A 17,362-nucleotide genomic window follows, 5' to 3' on the forward strand; every position below is an offset into this window, starting at 1 on the left:
CTAAAGCTAACTTTATGAAATATCTTTTTCTATCTGCGATGAGTCTTATTTTGCTAAGTTGTGTACATGACACTAAACAGCATACAAATTTTAGAGAGATAATTTTTAAAGACAAATCGTTTGAACAGGCTTTTAGGAAATCTTTAAAAGATTTGGAATCAACATTCATCGAAGGGGATAAGAACACAATTCTTGAATTTTATATAGATCCCTACTATAATTATGATACTGTAATTGCTATTAGAAATTGCCCGCCCACTAATGTAAAGGATTTAATTTCAGTAAAGAAATATAAACAAAATAACGTTTATATCTACTGCGGAGATAATTTGAGAAAAAGATTAAATCAGTTGATAGAAATAAATGACGAAACAATCAGTCAGGTATGTTTAAAACCAGTTACTTCTGAATTTGAATGCATATATTTCAAACTTTTTAGAATAGGTGAAAATAAGCAGTTACAAGAGCTTTAGCTATTATGCACTTTATAAATACTTCCACATATTCTCATTAAAATAGGTAAAACCATTTTTGAGAAACAAAGCTCCGGCATTTTCATTCATTGTCCAATGGTTAAGCCTCATTTGATTAGTGCCATTCTCCTTTGCAAATTCTGCGGCTTTTTGTAGTAACGCACTGGCAATTCCTTTGCCACGGAAGTCTTTAAGAGTTCCAATCTGGTCTATAAGTAAAAAATGCTGCGCATACTGAAATAGGTTTTCCGGCAGCTCTTTAATAAAGAGTAATACATAACCTGCCGGTTTATTGTCAAAATCAGCAACAAATGCATAACCTTTATTCTTAAGCGCCTCTTTATAAAACGGCAGTACTGTATCTTTGTCATACGGCTTAAATACATCAGGATAAAGAAAATGATGGTGTTCCTGTACTTCCCTGTTTAGAGATGCCAGTAACTCATAGTCGTGGGTTTGATGTATATGTATCATTAATAAAAATATCCCGCAGAAGCGGGATAAGTTAGTTGTTATTTATGATGCAGCGCTTGTATTTACACTGCTGTCAATTTTTTTAACAAGCCCTTGCAACACATTGCCGGGGCCTACTTCAATAAATTCAGTTGCACCATCGGCTACCATGTTTTGCACGCTTTGCGTCCATTTCACGGGGGCAGTAAGCTGCTTTATAAGGTTTTGCTTTATTTCATCGGGAGCTGTTACCGCTGTTGCGGTTACATTCTGGTACACCGGGCAGACAGGCTGCTTAAAAGTAGTAGCTTCTATAGCGGCAGCAAGCTCCTCACGGGCAGGCTCCATCATAGGGGAGTGGAAGGCACCTCCAACAGGCAGTATCAGTGCACGCTTAGCCCCGGCAGCCTTTAGTGCCTCACAGGCACGCTCTACCGCAAGTGTTTCGCCTGAAATTACCAGTTGCCCCGGGCAGTTATAGTTTGCCGCAACAACTACGCCTTCGGTAGCTTCACAAATATCTTCAACGGTCTTATCATCAAGGTTAAGTACTGCAGCCATCGTAGAGGGAGTAATCTCGCATGCCTTTTGCATAGCCATCGCACGTTGCGAAACCAGCTTAAGGCCATCTTCAAAAGTCATGGCTCCGGCAGCAACAAGCGCCGAGAATTCACCAAGCGAATGGCCCGCCACCATATCGGGTTTAAAGCTGTCACCAAGTGTTTTTGCAAGAATAACTGAGTGTAAAAATACCGCAGGCTGTGTTACTTTTGTCTGCTTTAGCTCATCAGCCGTACCTTCAAACATTATATCGGTTATACGGAATCCTAATATTTCATTAGCCTTTTCAAAAAGCGCTTTTGCTTCGGCTGAGTTTTCATATAAATCTTTACCCATTCCGCTAAACTGGGCACCCTGCCCCGGAAATACATAAGCTTTTTTCATATCTTTCAATGTTAGTTTGTATTGGCAAAAATAGCTTTTTTTAATGTAGTACCAATTTTTGCTAAAGATGTAACAATATCTTACTTTTAGATACCAATAATATAAATAGCAAACCATGAAACGTTCTATAATAGTTATTACAGTTTTATTTTATATTTTTTGTGTAATTTATTTAGGTATGCCGGTGCTTCAGTACGGCTTTGTCGGCCTGCCGTTTGCATTGTTGGGGTTAGTGTTGTTGGTAGCTTTGCTTACGCTGCAGACAGAAACACGCAACAAAAAAACTACATTTAAATTTTTCCCTGCCCACCGCATTTTGGGCTTACTTATACTGGTACTTATCACCTATGTAACTATTGTGCCATTTATAACATCTTCACCAATGTTGTATGCAAAAGATTACAGGGAATTAATAGGAGAGGTAAAAGACGGGAAAGAGATATCAGACCACATTGCGCCACTTGCCATTAATAAAGTGCGCGTGGTAGATGAAAGGCTTGCCTATCTTTTAGGAGAAAAAATACTGGGTTCAGATCCTGCTTTGGGCAGCAAGACAGAACTTGGGCACTTTACTATACAGAAAGTGGGAGACGAGTTATACTGGGTGGCACCATTGCTGCACAGCGGTTTCTTTAAGTGGATTAATAATAGTGAGGGTACTGATGGGTATGTGCTTGTTTCTGCCACAAATGAGCGTAATGTAAAGCTGGTGCAGTCGCTTAACGGTAAGCCACTGAAAATTAAATACCAGAGCGAGGCTTTTTTTATGAGCCAGATGGAACGCTACCTGTACTTTAACGGATATGCTACTGCCGGCCTTGACGATTATACATTCGAGATTGACGACGAAGGCAAGCCGTACTGGGTAGTTACTAAATATGAAAAACGGGTAGGCTTTGGCGGAAATGATGCCGTTGGTGTTGTAACGCTTGATGCCCAAACGGGAGAAATAGCCGAATATCCTGTAGATAAGACACCTGCCTGGGTAGACCGCATACAGCCACAGGAGTTTATAGAAGAGCAATTAAATGATTGGGGCGAGTATGTGCACGGCTATTGGAATTTTGCTAATGAAAACAAGTTACAGATAACCGAAGGGTTAACACTGGTATATGGTGAGAACGGCACGCCATACTGGTACACCGGGCTTACCTCTGTAGGAAAAGATGAATCGGCGGTGGGGTTTGTGCTTGTAGATACCCGCACAAAAGAAACCACATACTACCACCAAAGCGGCGCAACCGAATATGCAGCACAACGCTCGGCAGAGGGTAAGGTTCAGGAGAAAGGCTATACAGCATCTTTACCGGTGCCTTATACCATTAACGGTATACCTACTTATGTTATGACACTTAAAGATGGTGGCGGGCTTGTAAAAATGTATGCTATGGTAGCTATTAATGATTATACCATTGTGGGTGTTGGTAATACTATGGGAGAAACCATGATGGCATATAAAAATGTATTCAACATGTCTGACACCCGCATTAACCCACAGTCAGCAAGTGACAGGAACCAACTTAATACTGTTGTAGAGCGCATACAAAGCGATATAAAGAACGGTAACAGCTTTTATTACTTTACGGTAAATGGCTCGGCAAAAATATTTGTAGGCTCATCAGTGCTTTCTAACGAGCTGCCTGTAACAAGGGTAGGCGACAGCATCAGTATATCTTTTGATACGGATGCAGAGGAAGTAATAAACGTTTCAAGTTTCGATAACCTGAATATGGGAAGTAAAAAGAAATAGGTGAGATACTGAGTTATTTTCAATTATATCCTCAGTTGCTGTACTGGTTGATGATAATGTCAAAATAATCAGTGCTGTACATAGGCATCATGGAGTAAAAGAACTTTTCGCGCTCTTCTGCCAGTGTTGGCGGTGAGGCTACTTTAAGGTCTTTCTCAAGAATTTTCCATATAAGCTCCGTGCAATACAGCTCATTATCATCATCAAATTTACCGTTATGGTCAAAAGGGATTTTTTGAGAGAGATAATATTTGGCACGTTCGGCAATCTTTCCGCCGCAAGCAGTGTCGGCATGTTTGGTGCGTGTCACAATAATTTTTTCAGGCGCGCAGTATAGCAGGAAATCCTGTAGGGGTTGTTTTTGTATGCCATCAAAATCACTCACATCAGAAGAAAGGGAATGGATAACAAAAAGGTCACCATTCTCTTTTATGATTATTCCGGCATGGGTAACGTCAATGTCACCGTCATTTAAATGCTCTGATACATAATCGCTGAAAAAGCCAAAGCCCCTTCGCAGTATAAAATCACCTTCCTGTATCAGGCTAATCTCTTCATTACTAAGGCGCGTAATGCTACTGTTTTTAGTTTGTTCCCGTATTTCAGACTTATGGTCGAGCCAGAAAAAACATTTGTAGGCAGCGGCTGAAAAACAAAAAAACATTACCAGCCAAAAAAGAAACTTTTTCATCGGTAATGTTTTTAAGTTATACAAGAGGTAAAAGCTTATTGAATGCTGTCGCCTTCCATCATTTCCATCTCGCCTTCCATCTCCATATCGCCTTCGCCTTCAGCGCCTGCAGGAGCGTTACCTTCTTTGTTCATGCTTTCTTTATCAATAGAAACTTTCCACTCATCGTCAATCTTGGCAAGTGTAATTTCTTTTTCTTCAGCAGTAGCGGCATCCTGTCCTTCTTCTGTTTCTTTATACTTAACAGTAGCTTTGTCGCCTGCTTCGTTTACTTCAGAAGAAATAATATCAATATTTACTTTCTTGTCTTTAAGCTGTTCTTTTTGCTCTCCGCCAAGGTTTTCTGCCATTGTTAAAAGCGATCCTGTTGGCTCATCGGCATATTTTTTTGCCTCTTCAAATTCACCTTTGCTAACGTGCTGTAAAAAGTTTTTGGCTACGCCTTCCGGCCCGCCACCTTCTGAGCATGATACGAATAATGACATAGACATTACTGCCAAGAAAAGCATTAGTGGATTTCTTTTAAAAGATTTTCTCATAATTGTTTGATGTTAAAGTTTCGGTAAAAATAGGATTATTTTATTGCGGATAACCCAATGGCGAAATTATTTATCAACTATTTTGATGAAACACTTACCAATGCCGCCGCTGCTTTTGCCCTTTCTGTAACTGCTTCTGTCTCTGTTTGCAGTGTGTCATAGGTTAGCGCAACACCCATGCGGCGGTATGGCCTTGTAGTGGGTTTACCAAATATCCTGAAATCTGTTTTGGGTAATGCAGCAATCGCTTCAAGGCCTGTATAAGACGGATTTTCTCCGTTTTCAGATGCGAGTATAACAGCGCTTGCGCCTGTGCGCTCTAATGTTATTTCTGCAATGGGCAGGCTTAGTATGGCGCGCAGGTGTAGTTCAAACTCGTTAAAGTTTTGTGTGCCTGCCAGTGTTACCATGCCTGTATCGTGCGGGCGCGGCGAAAGCTCACTGAAATATACTCCCTCATCCGTCAGGAAAAACTCAACCCCAAAAATACCCGCACCGCCAAGTGCTTCTGTAACTTTGCGTGCCATGTATTGTGCTTCAGTAATAGCTGCATCCGATACCTTTGCTGGCTGCCAGCTTTCCTGGTAGTCGCCACGCTCCTGCCTGTGGCCTATGGGCGGGCAAAACAGGGTAGGGTTATTGTTTTGAGTAACTGTAAGCAGTGTAATCTCTGAATTGAAGTTAACAAATGCTTCTACTATAACTTCTGTAACGTCTCCACGTGAGCCTTCTACGGCATACTGCCAGGCTTTCTCTATATCGGCTTCGCTTTTTATGGTGCTTTGCCCTTTACCCGAAGATGACATTAAGGGTTTAACCACACATGGTATGCCTACTGCCGCAACGGCGTCTTTTAACTCAGCCGCAGAGGTGGCATAGCGGTAATCAGCCGTGCGCAGGCCAAGTTCTTTTGCAGCAAGGTCGCGTATGGCTTTGCGGTTCATGGTAAAGTTAGCCGCCTTAGCCGATGGTACAACGGTTATACCCTGTTTTTCATAATCATAAAAACGCTCGGTTCTTATAGCTTCTATTTCGGGCACTATAAAATCGGGTTTATGCTTTTCTACAACAGCATCAAGCGCGGCGCCATCAAGCATATTTATAATTTCAAATCCATGAGCTACCTGCATAGCCGGCGCGTTTGCATAACTATCTACAGCAATAACTTTTTGGCCCAAACGCTGTGCGGCAATAACAAATTCTTTTCCAAGCTCTCCTGAGCCTAATAGTAATATCTTTTTTTGCATTGTTGTGTTGTTGAGATTAAATTAAAATTCCCCTCCAAGGGAGGGGAACGTTATTAAGTTCTACTCTGTAACCGCGGCTTTTATCCTGCGGAGAGCCTCTTTAAGTTGCTCTTCGCTGGTGGCGTATGATATCCGGATGCAGTCGGGGTTACCAAAGGCATCGCCTGTAACTGTAGCCACATTGGCATGCTCTAACAAGAACATTGAAAAGTCATCGGCATTATTTATAGTCATGCCTTTAAGCGTTTTGCCAAAGTAGTAAGAGATATCAGGGAAAACATAAAATGCCCCTTCGGGGATATTATTTTTAAAGCCGGGAATATCGTTCATCAGGTTAATCACCAAGTCCCTGCGGCTGTGGAAAGCCTCCACCATGTGCCCCAGTACTTTAGGGTCGGCATCTACGGCGGCTATGGTGGCACGCTGGGCGATACTGTTTGCACCGCTGGTTACCTGCCCCTGCATTTTAGTGCAGGCCTTGGCAATAAATTCAGGAGCGCCAATATAGCCAATGCGCCATCCGGTCATGGCAAATGCTTTGGCAACGCCGTTTACGGTTATGGTCTTATCAAACATTCCGGGTATGGCACCTATACTGAAAGAGCTGCCTGAAAAATTGATGTGCTCATAAATTTCATCTGAAACTACATAGATTTCGTGCTTCTTTAAAACCTCGCAAAGCGATGTTAGCTCTGCTTCGCTATAAACCGAACCGCTTGGGTTGCACGGCGAGCTGAACCACATCATTTTTGTTTTTGGCGTAATGGCTTTTTCAAGCTGTTCGGCAGTCATTTTAAAGTCGGTTTCTACCGATGTAGGCACTACAACCGGCACACCGCCTGAAAGCTTTATCATTTCATAATAGCTTACCCAATAAGGTGCAGGCAGTATAACCTCGTCACCATCATTAAGCATTACCTGTGCAATATTGTAGAGGGACTGCTTGGCCCCTGTAGAAACCACAATTTGAGATGGTTTGTAATCAAGGCCATTATCCCTTTTAAACTTGCGGCAGATGGCTTCTTTTAAATCCATATAACCATCAACGGGAGGGTAGGTGCTGTAATTATCGTCTATAGCCTGTTTTGCGGCTTCTTTTATAAAATCAGGAGTGTTAAAATCAGGCTCGCCAAGGCTAAGGCTTATAATGTCTTTACCCTGTGCTTTAAGTTCCCTGGCTTTTGCAGCCATGGCAAGTGTTTGTGATGTAGCTAAATTATTGATCCTGTCTGATAGCACATTCATAATTGGTGTGTTGAATTATATTGGTTGTATTATTAGTTAATTGCAGGTTTCATTCCCAGTTCTTTAAGGTGCCTGAAGTGTGCGGCAACAGCTTCTCTCATGGTTTTGAATTCATGATAGGGCAGGTTGTGCTCGCGGGCAGTCTGCTTTACTATTTCAGAAATTTTGCTGTAGTGCACGTGGCTTATATGCGGAAATATATGGTGCTCTATCTGGTGGTTAAGGCCGCCGGTAAACCAGTTTATTATCCTGTTTTTAGGAGCAAAGTTAGCTGTTGTGTAAAGCTGGTGTATAGCCCATGTATTTGCCATTTCGCCGTTTTCGTCCGGTAGCGGGTTTGCGGTTTCTTCAACCACGTGTGCCAGCTGGAAAACAATGCTTAATATTAACCCTGCCGTGTAATGCATTACAAAAAAGCCGATAAGCACTTTCCACCAGGTAATACCCAGCAGTACAGGTACAACCAGCCATACCAGTGCATACAGCAGTTTGGTTACTACCAATACCGTCCATTGCTTTACAGGACTGCGGAACTCGCCATAAGAAAGCCCTCTTTTAATATAACGGCGCATTTGCTTAATATCTGTAGTTATAGCCCAGTTAAAGGTTAACAGCCCATACAGGAAAACAGAATAGTAATGCTGGAACTTGTGGAACCCCCTCCATTGTGCTGAATGCGTAAAGCGGATTATGCGCCCTGCATCAAGGTCTTCATCGTGACCGTGTATGTTGGTGTAGGTGTGGTGCAGTACGTTGTGCTGAACCTGCCAGTTATAAACATTACCGGCAAGCAGGTACATACTGCTGCCCATTATTTTGTTGAGCCATGTTTTGCTGGAATAAGAACCGTGGTTGGCATCGTGCATTACATTCATACCTATGCCTGCCATACCCACACCCATTACTATGGTAAGCAGCAATTGCGCCCATACGGGTATGTTAAGTGTAAGCAATATAAAATAAGGGGCCAGCAGGGCTGAGAACATTACAAATGCTTTCAGGTGCAGTTTCCAGTTACCGGTCTTTTTTATATTATTTTCTTTAAAATAGTCGTTTACACGTTTATTTAATGTCCTGAAAAATTTCAGGGAGTCGGTTTTCGAAAAAACGGGGGGATTTATATTCATATAGTATTCAAAATCTTAAGAGTCCAAAGTTAATTATTATCGGGTTTGCAACCATCACAATTAGGGCAATTTCTTTTTTGAAATGCTTACTTTTGTGCAAAATTAGCACACATGGAAGAATTACTGAAGCAGTTCCCTGATATTACTGAAAAGCAAAAGCAACAGTTTGAAATGCTTGGCCCGCTTTACAGCGAGTGGAACGCCAGGATAAATGTTATTTCGCGCAAGGATATAGAGGAACTATACACCCGCCATGTGCTGCACTCGCTTGGTATTGCAAAAGTGATGCCGTTTAAGCCCGGCGCAAAGGTAATGGATGTTGGTACAGGGGGTGGCTTTCCGGGTATACCGCTTGCCATACTATTCCCTGAAACCGAGTTTTACCTGATAGATGTTATTGCCAAGAAGATAAAAGTAGTGCAGGAAGTAGCAAAAGCCCTGGGTTTAACCAATGTAAAAGCCGAACAGAAACGTGCCGAAACGGTTAAAGGCGAGTTCGATTTTATTGTGAGCCGTGCCGTTACCAATATGCCTGATTTTGTAAAGTGGGTAAGAGGTAAAGTAACAAAAGACCAAAACCACGGCCTGCCCAACGGAATACTTTACCTGAAAGGCGGTGACCTCACTGAAGAACTGCAGGTATTCCAGAGGGTGACGCTTTATAATTTATCAGATTATTTTACCGATGAATTTTTTGAGACAAAAAAAGTGGTGCACCTGGCTATGAAGTATAAGGTTTAGTATTGGCTTTTTTACTGCTGATTAATGCTAAAGTAATTACATTAAAACATGTTAAGCCACAAATTAGGCTAATGCCATAATAATACGTTTGATAACTGTCAATCATGTAGAGAAGAAGTGCAGTTATTGCGCAGGCAAATAGTATAGACAACAGCGGTTTTTTGGTAATATTGATTTTGTAGAGACCGTATAGCAGAATTAAAAGCAGAACACCATATAATATAGCTAATATTATATAAAAAAAGTTGTCGGTATTAAGGCCTACACTTATAATTACAAATGCAAACATTATCCCGGTAATAAAAATGAAGGCGAAGGATTTAAGAATTTGCCAAAAACCAATTTTGTACAGAAATTTTGTACTCAAAGCTAAATATAAGCAATATATACTATAAGTTTGGATAAGTTGCCTTTTAAAAATTGTGTTTTCAAGATAACTTGTAGCATATAGTAACAATAGACTTAGTGTTACCGTTATGGAAAGTTTTATCCATTTATGCATAAATGGGTAATTAATTTTTAAAAACTATTATTTAATAAACCATAATTGCGTCTTAGCAATAATAATTCCTGATTTTTTTCTGCTTTCTCTTCCGGCGATTTCCAGCCAATAGAATTTATGGCCGTTTTATTTGTTGTGACAAATCCTTCAAATATTCGGTCTTTTTCATTTCTCTCAATACTTTTTGCGGAAGATAACAAATTAACGAATTTATCTAAATGTGGTAAGTTATGTTCCATAGCCAACTGCTCATAAATAAAGAATTTCTTTTGTTCTTCTGTACCTTCTTTAATTAGTGGTTCATTGATTAAAATCATCCACATATTTTTCAGGTTAGTATCATAGTCACTATCTTTTGATAAGCCTGCATCTTGTTTGTATAGCTTTATCAAATCAGTAAGCGTTTCGGCTTTTTGCTGCCCCGATAGAACCTTTTGTACAAACACTCCTTCAGGAACAGAGCCTTTTTCTGTATTTTCAGGTCGGAATGTTATCTGATTTGCATCAATATCAGTAGAATTATTTACTTTATCATCACTACAGCTAATTAGTGTTGCAGCAAATATTAAGTATAAAGTTTTGTATTTCATGATTCAGATTTTTTTATGTTAAACAGATCTTTTATACAGAATAAATTTAAACACAAATTATTGTAAATCAAAATTTTATACTGATAGTCATAGTTTACATTAATTTCGTGAACTTCATCAAGACATTTGTGAATTTGTAGTGTTACTTCAACCGTTCCAGTACACCTTTGCGTTTTACAATGTTTTTGTAGTCCCATTGTATGTCGCGCGCTTTTTCAAGCCAGCGGTGCAGGTCGGTAGTGTTGACTTGGTTCACATCGGTATAGCGCTTTTCGGCAGCTTTAAACTTGCCTTCGTTTTGCAGTTCCGGCTCGTTGAACGACTGTCCGCTCCAAAACAATAGCCTGACACAGCCTTTTAATTTGCTGTAGCCTGCAACAGGGTTGCCATCTAAAAACCAAACCGGGTGGGCATGCCATATTTTGCTCTCTGCTTCGGGAAGTGCCTTATCTATTTCTTTGTGCAAAAGGTCGCATATAGCTTTGTAGCTGTCGGTTTGTTGGTTGTTATAGTCTGTAATTGTCATAATCGTCTAATTTACAGCGAAGATATAAAAAAAGCTCCTGCATTGCAGGAGCTTATCTGTATGTGGGTTATCCTAAGAAAGGGTACCTGTAATCTGTTGGGGGAACAAATGTTTCCTTAATTGTTCTTGGCGATACCCAGCGCAGCAGGTTAAGCACGCTACCGGCCTTATCGTTAGTGCCCGATGCCCTTGCGCCACCAAACGGCTGCTGGCCTACAACGGCACCCGTAGGCTTATCATTTATGTAGAAGTTGCCTGCGCAGTTTTCAAGCGCTTTGGTAGCCTGTTCTATGGCATAGCGGTCCTGGCTGAAAATAGCGCCAGTTAAAGCGTATGGCGATGTTTCATCTACCAGCTTAAGGGTTTCTTCCCATTTAGTGTCATCATACACATGTACTGTAAGTACAGGGCCAAACAGCTCTGTGCACATAGTGTCATATTTAGGGTTAGATGTCTCGATGACAGTTGGCTCTATAAACCATCCTTTTGATTTGTCATAACCACCACCCACAACAATTTCGGCATCGCTTGCGTTTTTGGCGGCATCAATATAAGAAGCCAGCTTATCAAAAGAGCCTTCGTGTATAACTGCCGAAACAAAGTTGCTCATATCTTCTGTAGAGCCCATTTTCATCGACTTAACGTCTTTTACTAAAAGTTCTTTTACTTCAGGCCAAATTGATTTTGGAATGTATGCCCTTGAAGCAGCCGAACATTTTTGCCCCTGGTATTCAAAAGCACCACGCGAAAGGGCAGTGGCTACCTGTGCCGGTATTGATGATGGGTGCGCAAGCACAAAGTCTTTACCCCCCGTTTCGCCCACTATGCGCGGATAGGTTTTATATTTATTAATGTTTTGCCCAATCTTACCCCAAATGCCGTTAAACACGGCAGTAGAGCCGGTATAATGTACACCTGCAAAATCGGTATGGTCAAATATAGTATCACTTATTTCGGCTGCGTTGCCCTGCACCATGTTTATAACACCATCAGGCAGTCCGGCAAGTTTAAATACTTCCATTATTACATTAGCGCTAAGCATCTGGCTGGCACTAGGCTTCCATACCACAACATTACCCATCATGGCAGGGCTTGCAGGCAGGTTGCCTGCAATGGCAGTAAAGTTAAATGGTGTTATGGCATATATAAAGCCTTCCAGCGGACGGTATTCCATACGGTTCCAGATGCCGTCAGACGATACAGGCTGCTCGGCATAAATCTGGGTCATGAACTCTACGTTAAAACGAAGAAAGTCAATAAACTCGCAAGCGGCATCAATTTCTGCCTGGTGTACCGTTTTTGCCTGGCCAATCATCGTCGCGGCATTTATTTTTGCCCTGTAAGGCCCGGCAATAAGCTCGGCAGCTTTAATGAATATAGAAGCGCGGTGTTCCCACGAAAGGGCTGCCCATTTTGTGCGGGCTTCAAGTGCTGATTTTATAGCTTTCTCCACATGGCTTACATCGCCTTCATGGTATTTCCCTACTGATTTTTTATGGTCAAAAGGAGGGTTGATGTCCCTTGTCTTTCCGGTACGTATTTCTTCGCTGCCAATGTACATAGGTACATCAACAGTGCTGTTATACATTTCCTTAAAAGCGGCAGCTACCTGCTCTCTTTCTTTGGTTCCCGGGGCGTATGATAGTACGGGTTCGTTATAAGCTTCCGGTACATTATAAATTCCTTTTGGCATACTGTAAAAGTTTTAAAGAATTAAAATTTTTTCTGAGTAATGCAAATATAAGGCAAATTACTATATGCTAATTGCCGATAGTGCAGGGAAATGCCTTTAAAAATGAAAATGATTAATTAAGCGCAAAAGGAGCGCTTAGCCTGAAGGTAGGTACTATTACCCTGAAAGAGCGGGTAGAGGTAAAGTTGATCATGCTGAAATAACCCCTCATGGCCCCGAAAGGAGAAGATAAGAGGCAACCGGAACTGTAGGTATGCTTTTCACCCGGTTTTAATACCGGCTTTTTACCGATAACACCTTCACCGTCCACAATTTCCATATCGTTCAGTGAATCGAATATTTCCCAGTGGCGGGTGTTAAGCTGTACAGAATCTTTACTTTGGTTTTCTATGGTAATCTCATAGCTAAAGGCAAACTGTATCCTGTAGTTCTTAAAGTATGTGCCTTCAAAACTCGTGGAAACAGATATTTTTATGCCTCTTGTTATTTGTGATACCATGCCCTTTCGGATTTTTCTTTTTTCAAAGTTACAAATTTATACAGTGCGGGTTTAAGTTCCAAACATTAAATTAATTGTAACGCTGTATTAACTATTTGAGCATTAATTAATAATGTTTTCTGAGTTGGCTGTGCCTATACCAATAACCCTGTCGTAACGGTCGTTGTTTTGCCTGTAATATACCAGCACGTGGTAGTCATTCTCTGTCTGGAAAAAATTACCGTCAACAGCGTTCTTGCCATCTACGTTGCCGCGCTTGTCGGCTACAATATACATAAAGTTATTAAAACCCTGTTTAACCATAACCGCTTTTTCGTATAAAGCTGTCTCTTTATTATACTCCATTTTATATTCATCGGTCTTGGCATAGTTATTAAACATGCCGCCGATGTAAATATCCTTATTCTCAAAAAACGTTGGCGCGCTCAGGCTGAAAAATACCCATGAGTAATCAGACTCCAGCCATATATTGGTAACATTAAGCATGATGTTATTGGTTACAAAATTACCGTTAATATCGGGGTAATAGGTGTAAGGAACATTTGCCCTTGCCTGATTGGTATAAAGAATGGTATTGTATATTTCTCCCCCGGTAATCCGCAACACATTGTTTACCGCATTGCGTATATCCTTATTGTCAAAGTAGTGATATTCATTACCCGCCCAAAATTGTGTTTCTTTGTCGTATTTATAGATGAGGTCGTTACCAATGGTATACTGTGGCTTTATATTGAATAAGGCATTGTCAAAACGCCCGTTCTGGAACAATGCCACCTGGACATTTTGCAACGGACTCTGAAATACAAAAGCATTTGTTTTAACTGCAAAATCAAGGTTATGCTTTTCATTAATATCGTCCATGTCACGCGATCTTTTTATCTGTAGCGGTACAGATACCTGGTCTTCATAAATAATAAACCTGCGAGAGAAAACCACTTCGCGGTTATCATTCATTATTTTAAGTATGTAGTTGCCGCTGAGGAGTATCTGCGTAAACTTATTAGGCAGGCTAAGTGTGTACCTGCTGAATATTTGCAAGGTATTAAATGAGTTGTCATATACCTGTATCCGCTGGTTATCAAACCCTGATATATAATCATTAACCGTTAACTGTGTAGATGGTGTCCAGTTATAGTTGCAGTGTGTAATGCTATAGTAGTAGTTAGCTTCGTTACCAAAAAGATCATCAAAAGTAAGTTGGAACGACTCGCCCAACCTGAAGAAGGGGTACACGTTTTGGTCGCCTTTCCTGAAAGATACGGTTTTTATATTATAAGGCGGTGCAATTTCCTGCTGTACCTGGGCATGTAATATAAAAGGGATAAACAGTAATAATGCGATATAACCAAAGTTACGGGCAACGGCTTTTGTCATTGCGAAATAAAATTTATTTGATGAACGTAAATATAGTAAATAAATTATATTATGCTATTTGAACGGCTTTTACATTAGGTTATTGCGAAATCTTTAAGGGGCATAACACAATATTGCGTTTTTTTTATAGTTTTATAAAACAACCAATTAATTCCATTCAATATGAAAAACCTTAAATTATGGCTTTTTGTGTTGCTGGCGCCAGTTATGGCAAATGCACAGCAGCTTAAAGGCAACGACCCTATCCCATTTGACCCCAATGTAAAAACCGGTAAATTAAAAAACGGGTTAACTTATTACATCAGAAAAAATAATAAGCCTGAAGACAAAGTAGACCTCCGCCTTGTTATTAATGCCGGTTCAATTTTAGAGAACGACGACCAGCAGGGCCTTGCCCACTTTATGGAGCATATGTGCTTTAACGGCACAAAACGTTTCCCGAAAAACAAGCTGATTGATTACCTGCAAAGTATTGGCGTAAAATTCGGGCAGCACCTTAATGCCTATACCAGTTTTGATGAGACGGTTTATTTTTTACCAATACCATCTGACGATCCTGAAAAACTTGAAAAAGGCTTCCAGGTGCTTGAGGACTGGGCATTTAATGCAGTACTTACACCCGAGGAAGTAGATAAAGAGCGCGGCGTTGTGCTGGAAGAATACCGCCTTGGCCTGGGTGCCGAAAAACGCATGATGAAGCAGTTTATGCCTAAAATGATGTACAAGTCGCATTATGCTAACCGTTTACCAATAGGCCAGAAAGAGATACTTGAGAATTTTACTTATGATAAGATAAAAAGTTTTTACAAAGACTGGTACAGGCCAAACCTTATGGCTGTAATTGTAGTGGGTGATATTGATGTGGCAGAAATGGAAAAGAAAATTAAAGACCATTTCTCATCTTATAAAAACCCTAAAGATGAAAGGCCGCGTGCTATTTATGATGTGCCAAACCATGAGCAGACTTTTGTATCTGTAGAAAGTGATAAAGAAGCTTCTTTTGCGCAGGTAAGGCTAATATATAAAGACCATGATACACCTAAAGTAGTAAAAACAATTGATGATTACAGGCAAAATATTAAAGAAAGCCTTTTTACGAGCATGCTTAACAACAGGCTGCAGGAACTGACAAATATGCCTAATCCGCCGTTTACATACGGCTACAGCTACCACGGCGGAACATGGGCGCGCACAAAAGAAGCGTATCAGTCTTTTGCCATGACGCAGGAGGGCAAGCAGCTTGATGCGCTTAAAGTACTGGTAGAAGAAAACGAACGCGCTAAAAAGTACGGCTTTAGCGAAAATGAACTTGAGCGTGCTAAAAATGAATGGCTTTCTTACCTGGAAAAAAGCTATAATGACAGGGATAAAACAGAAAGTGAAAGGTTTGTAAGCGAATATCAGGCACATTTTCTTGAAAGTGTACCTGCACCGGGTATAGAGTGGGAGTTTAAAGCTTTTAAAGAAATACTTTCCCAGATAACGGTTAAAGACTTAAACGGTTTAACAGATAAGTACATTAAAGACGACAACAGGGTAGTAATATTTACCGGCCCCGAAAAGGAAGGGCTAACAAAGCCATCTGAAAATGAAGTGCTTGCTGTACTTAATGCAGATTATACTAATCTTACACCTTATCAGGACGAACCTGTTGCCACAAGCCTTTTGCGTAAAGAAGTAAAGCCGGGCAGTATTACCAAAAAAGAACAAAATACTAAGCTTGGCACAACCACGCTTTACCTGTCTAACGGGGCAAAGGTTACGTATAAAAAAACCGACTTTAAAAATGATGAGGTACTTATGCGTGCTGTAAGCTTCGGCGGAAGCAACCTGTTTAGCGATGATGTTTCTAAAAAGACACAATGGGCAGAAGGTGCCCTTTCAGATGCCGGATTCAGTGGTTTAAAGCTTAATGACATCAATAAGTTCATGACCGGTAAAATTGCTAATGTGTATCCTTATATAAGCAGCGTAACCGAAGGCATGCAGGGAAGCAGCACACCAAAGGATATGGAATATATGTTCCAGATGGTACATGCTTACTTTACCGACCTTAATTATGATACAGAAGCTTATGAAGGGTACAAAAGCAAGCAGTCGTCTTTCTATGCAAATATGGCGTCAAGCCCGAGTTTCTATTTTTCTCAGGAATTATACGGATTCCTTAACAAAGACAACCCAAGGTACAATGGCATAATACCTACAGAAAAATCATGGGCAGAAACCGACTATAAGCTTTGTTATGATAAATACAAAGAGCGTTTTGCAAATGCAGGCGATTTTGAATTCTTCTTTGTAGGTAATATAGATGATAAAGCCATTGAAGATTATGCTGCCAAATACCTTGCCTCACTGCCGGCTGCGGGCACAAAAGAAAAAGCGGTAGATCTTGGTTACCGTACCCTGAAAGGGTCGCACAAGAAAGTTATTAATAAAGGGACTGACCCTAAGAGTAACGTGGTGATAAGGTTTAACGGAGATACTAAATACTCAGCTAAAGAAGCGCTTGCTATGGAAGCATTAGGAGAGGTGCTTACTATTAAACTTACTGAAGAGCTAAGGGAGAATGAAAGCGGGGTTTATGGTATAGGAGCAAGGGGAAGCATGAATAATGTACCTTATGGCTACTACAATTTTTCTATCTCTTTTCCGTGCGGGCCCGAAAATGCGGAGAAGCTGACAGAATCTGCCTTGAGAGAATTACAAAAAATAATAGACAACGGGCCTGAAGATAAAGACCTTGCTAAATATAAAGAAGCAGAAATGCTGGAATATAAGAAGGATTTAAAAGAAAATAAATACTGGATAGATAATTTCCAAAGTGCATACATAAGAGGTATTAATGCCGAAGAGATGCTTACAAAAGAGCAAAAAGTTGCTGCTCTTACAGTTAAAGACCTTCAGGATGTTGCTAAAAAGTATCTTACTAAAGACAGGGTTATTGGTATATTAATGCCGGAACAGTAA

The 17,362-nt window shown here is 40.6% G+C and carries 16 protein-coding genes; 4 read left to right on the forward strand and 12 right to left on the reverse strand.

What is annotated here, in order from left to right; translation table 11 throughout:
- A partial coding sequence (locus tag Q0K96_RS00605; protein WP_297332094.1) for a hypothetical protein occupies positions 1-473 on the forward strand: 473 nt, incomplete at its 5' end.
- 12 nt (positions 474-485) lie between these two features.
- Here the strand turns inward: Q0K96_RS00605 and Q0K96_RS00610 are convergent.
- Positions 486-947: a GNAT family N-acetyltransferase gene (locus tag Q0K96_RS00610; RefSeq protein WP_297332095.1), complete on the reverse strand. Its 462-nt coding sequence runs from the start codon at positions 945-947 to the stop codon at positions 486-488.
- Positions 948-989: 42 nt separating this feature from the next.
- Positions 990-1,871 carry an ACP S-malonyltransferase gene (gene fabD, locus Q0K96_RS00615; RefSeq protein ID WP_297332096.1) on the reverse strand — a complete coding sequence of 294 codons (882 nt, stop codon included), beginning with the start codon at positions 1,869-1,871 and terminating at the stop codon, positions 990-992.
- A gap of 115 nt (positions 1,872-1,986) precedes the next feature.
- Between fabD and Q0K96_RS00620 the strand changes: the two genes are divergently transcribed.
- Complete coding sequence (locus Q0K96_RS00620; protein WP_297332097.1) at positions 1,987-3,621, forward strand: hypothetical protein; 1,635 nt, start codon at positions 1,987-1,989, stop codon at positions 3,619-3,621.
- 31 nt (positions 3,622-3,652) lie between these two features.
- On the opposite strand, the gene Q0K96_RS00625 is transcribed toward Q0K96_RS00620, so the two are convergent.
- From Q0K96_RS00625 to Q0K96_RS00645, 5 genes are all read right to left on the reverse strand, one after another.
- A complete protein-coding gene (locus Q0K96_RS00625) occupies positions 3,653-4,312 on the reverse strand; it encodes a YiiX/YebB-like N1pC/P60 family cysteine hydrolase (RefSeq protein WP_297332098.1) in 660 nt (219 codons plus the stop codon).
- Positions 4,313-4,347: 35 nt separating this feature from the next.
- Positions 4,348-4,851, reverse strand: coding sequence for a DUF4878 domain-containing protein (locus Q0K96_RS00630; RefSeq protein WP_297332099.1), 504 nt, complete (start codon positions 4,849-4,851; stop codon positions 4,348-4,350).
- Positions 4,852-4,928: 77 nt separating this feature from the next.
- Positions 4,929-6,098 (reverse strand): formate-dependent phosphoribosylglycinamide formyltransferase, encoded by a 1,170-nt coding sequence (gene purT / locus Q0K96_RS00635; protein ID WP_297332100.1) that lies wholly within the window; start codon positions 6,096-6,098, stop codon positions 4,929-4,931.
- 60 nt (positions 6,099-6,158) lie between these two features.
- Positions 6,159-7,346, reverse strand: coding sequence for a pyridoxal phosphate-dependent aminotransferase (locus Q0K96_RS00640; RefSeq protein ID WP_297332181.1), 1,188 nt, complete (start codon positions 7,344-7,346; stop codon positions 6,159-6,161).
- Between the two features lie 29 nt (positions 7,347-7,375).
- A complete protein-coding gene (locus Q0K96_RS00645; protein WP_297332101.1) occupies positions 7,376-8,470 on the reverse strand; it encodes an acyl-CoA desaturase in 1,095 nt (364 codons plus the stop codon).
- Positions 8,471-8,581: 111 nt separating this feature from the next.
- On the opposite strand from Q0K96_RS00645, the gene rsmG reads away from it, so the two are divergent.
- A complete protein-coding gene (gene rsmG, locus Q0K96_RS00650) occupies positions 8,582-9,211 on the forward strand; it encodes a 16S rRNA (guanine(527)-N(7))-methyltransferase RsmG (protein WP_297332102.1) in 630 nt (209 codons plus the stop codon).
- Positions 9,212-9,730: 519 nt separating this feature from the next.
- Here rsmG and Q0K96_RS00655 read toward each other — a convergent pair.
- The 5 genes from Q0K96_RS00655 to Q0K96_RS00675 all read right to left on the reverse strand — a co-directional run bounded on the left by Q0K96_RS00655 (position 9,731) and on the right by Q0K96_RS00675 (position 14,395).
- Positions 9,731-10,303, reverse strand: coding sequence for a hypothetical protein (locus Q0K96_RS00655; protein ID WP_297332103.1), 573 nt, complete (start codon positions 10,301-10,303; stop codon positions 9,731-9,733).
- A 142-nt stretch (positions 10,304-10,445) separates the two neighbouring features.
- Positions 10,446-10,829 carry a DUF1801 domain-containing protein gene (locus Q0K96_RS00660; RefSeq protein ID WP_297332104.1) on the reverse strand — a complete coding sequence of 128 codons (384 nt, stop codon included), beginning with the start codon at positions 10,827-10,829 and terminating at the stop codon, positions 10,446-10,448.
- Positions 10,830-10,896: 67 nt separating this feature from the next.
- Complete coding sequence (gene pruA / locus Q0K96_RS00665; protein ID WP_297332105.1) at positions 10,897-12,522, reverse strand: L-glutamate gamma-semialdehyde dehydrogenase; 1,626 nt, start codon at positions 12,520-12,522, stop codon at positions 10,897-10,899.
- Positions 12,523-12,634: 112 nt separating this feature from the next.
- The gene (apaG, locus tag Q0K96_RS00670) at positions 12,635-13,021 is read right to left on the reverse strand and encodes a Co2+/Mg2+ efflux protein ApaG (RefSeq protein ID WP_223052826.1); all 387 of its coding nucleotides are present in this window, start codon (positions 13,019-13,021) and stop codon (positions 12,635-12,637) included.
- A gap of 102 nt (positions 13,022-13,123) precedes the next feature.
- A complete protein-coding gene (locus Q0K96_RS00675) occupies positions 13,124-14,395 on the reverse strand; it encodes a DUF5103 domain-containing protein (protein WP_297332106.1) in 1,272 nt (423 codons plus the stop codon).
- 162 nt (positions 14,396-14,557) lie between these two features.
- Between Q0K96_RS00675 and Q0K96_RS00680 the strand changes: the two genes are divergently transcribed.
- Positions 14,558-17,362, forward strand: a complete 2,805-nt coding sequence (locus tag Q0K96_RS00680) for an insulinase family protein (RefSeq protein ID WP_297332107.1) — start codon at positions 14,558-14,560, stop codon at positions 17,360-17,362.

It is taken from the genome of Flavobacterium sp., assembly GCF_024305175.1.
GTDB lineage: Bacteria > Bacteroidota > Bacteroidia > Flavobacteriales > Flavobacteriaceae > Flavobacterium.

Coding starts and splice junctions, on each gene's coding strand:
- Q0K96_RS00610 (WP_297332095.1), bottom strand. CDS start 947: ATGATACATATACATCAAACCCACGACTATGAGTTACTGGCATCTCTA.
- fabD (WP_297332096.1), bottom strand. CDS start 1,871: ATGAAAAAAGCTTATGTATTTCCGGGGCAGGGTGCCCAGTTTAGCGGA.
- Q0K96_RS00620 (WP_297332097.1), top strand. CDS start 1,987: ATGAAACGTTCTATAATAGTTATTACAGTTTTATTTTATATTTTTTGT.
- Q0K96_RS00625 (WP_297332098.1), bottom strand. CDS start 4,312: ATGAAAAAGTTTCTTTTTTGGCTGGTAATGTTTTTTTGTTTTTCAGCC.
- Q0K96_RS00630 (WP_297332099.1), bottom strand. CDS start 4,851: ATGAGAAAATCTTTTAAAAGAAATCCACTAATGCTTTTCTTGGCAGTA.
- purT (WP_297332100.1), bottom strand. CDS start 6,098: ATGCAAAAAAAGATATTACTATTAGGCTCAGGAGAGCTTGGAAAAGAA.
- Q0K96_RS00645 (WP_297332101.1), bottom strand. CDS start 8,470: ATGAATATAAATCCCCCCGTTTTTTCGAAAACCGACTCCCTGAAATTT.
- rsmG (WP_297332102.1), top strand. CDS start 8,582: ATGGAAGAATTACTGAAGCAGTTCCCTGATATTACTGAAAAGCAAAAG.
- Q0K96_RS00655 (WP_297332103.1), bottom strand. CDS start 10,303: ATGAAATACAAAACTTTATACTTAATATTTGCTGCAACACTAATTAGC.
- Q0K96_RS00660 (WP_297332104.1), bottom strand. CDS start 10,829: ATGACAATTACAGACTATAACAACCAACAAACCGACAGCTACAAAGCT.
- pruA (WP_297332105.1), bottom strand. CDS start 12,522: ATGCCAAAAGGAATTTATAATGTACCGGAAGCTTATAACGAACCCGTA.
- apaG (WP_223052826.1), bottom strand. CDS start 13,021: ATGGTATCACAAATAACAAGAGGCATAAAAATATCTGTTTCCACGAGT.
- Q0K96_RS00675 (WP_297332106.1), bottom strand. CDS start 14,395: ATGACAAAAGCCGTTGCCCGTAACTTTGGTTATATCGCATTATTACTG.
- Q0K96_RS00680 (WP_297332107.1), top strand. CDS start 14,558: ATGAAAAACCTTAAATTATGGCTTTTTGTGTTGCTGGCGCCAGTTATG.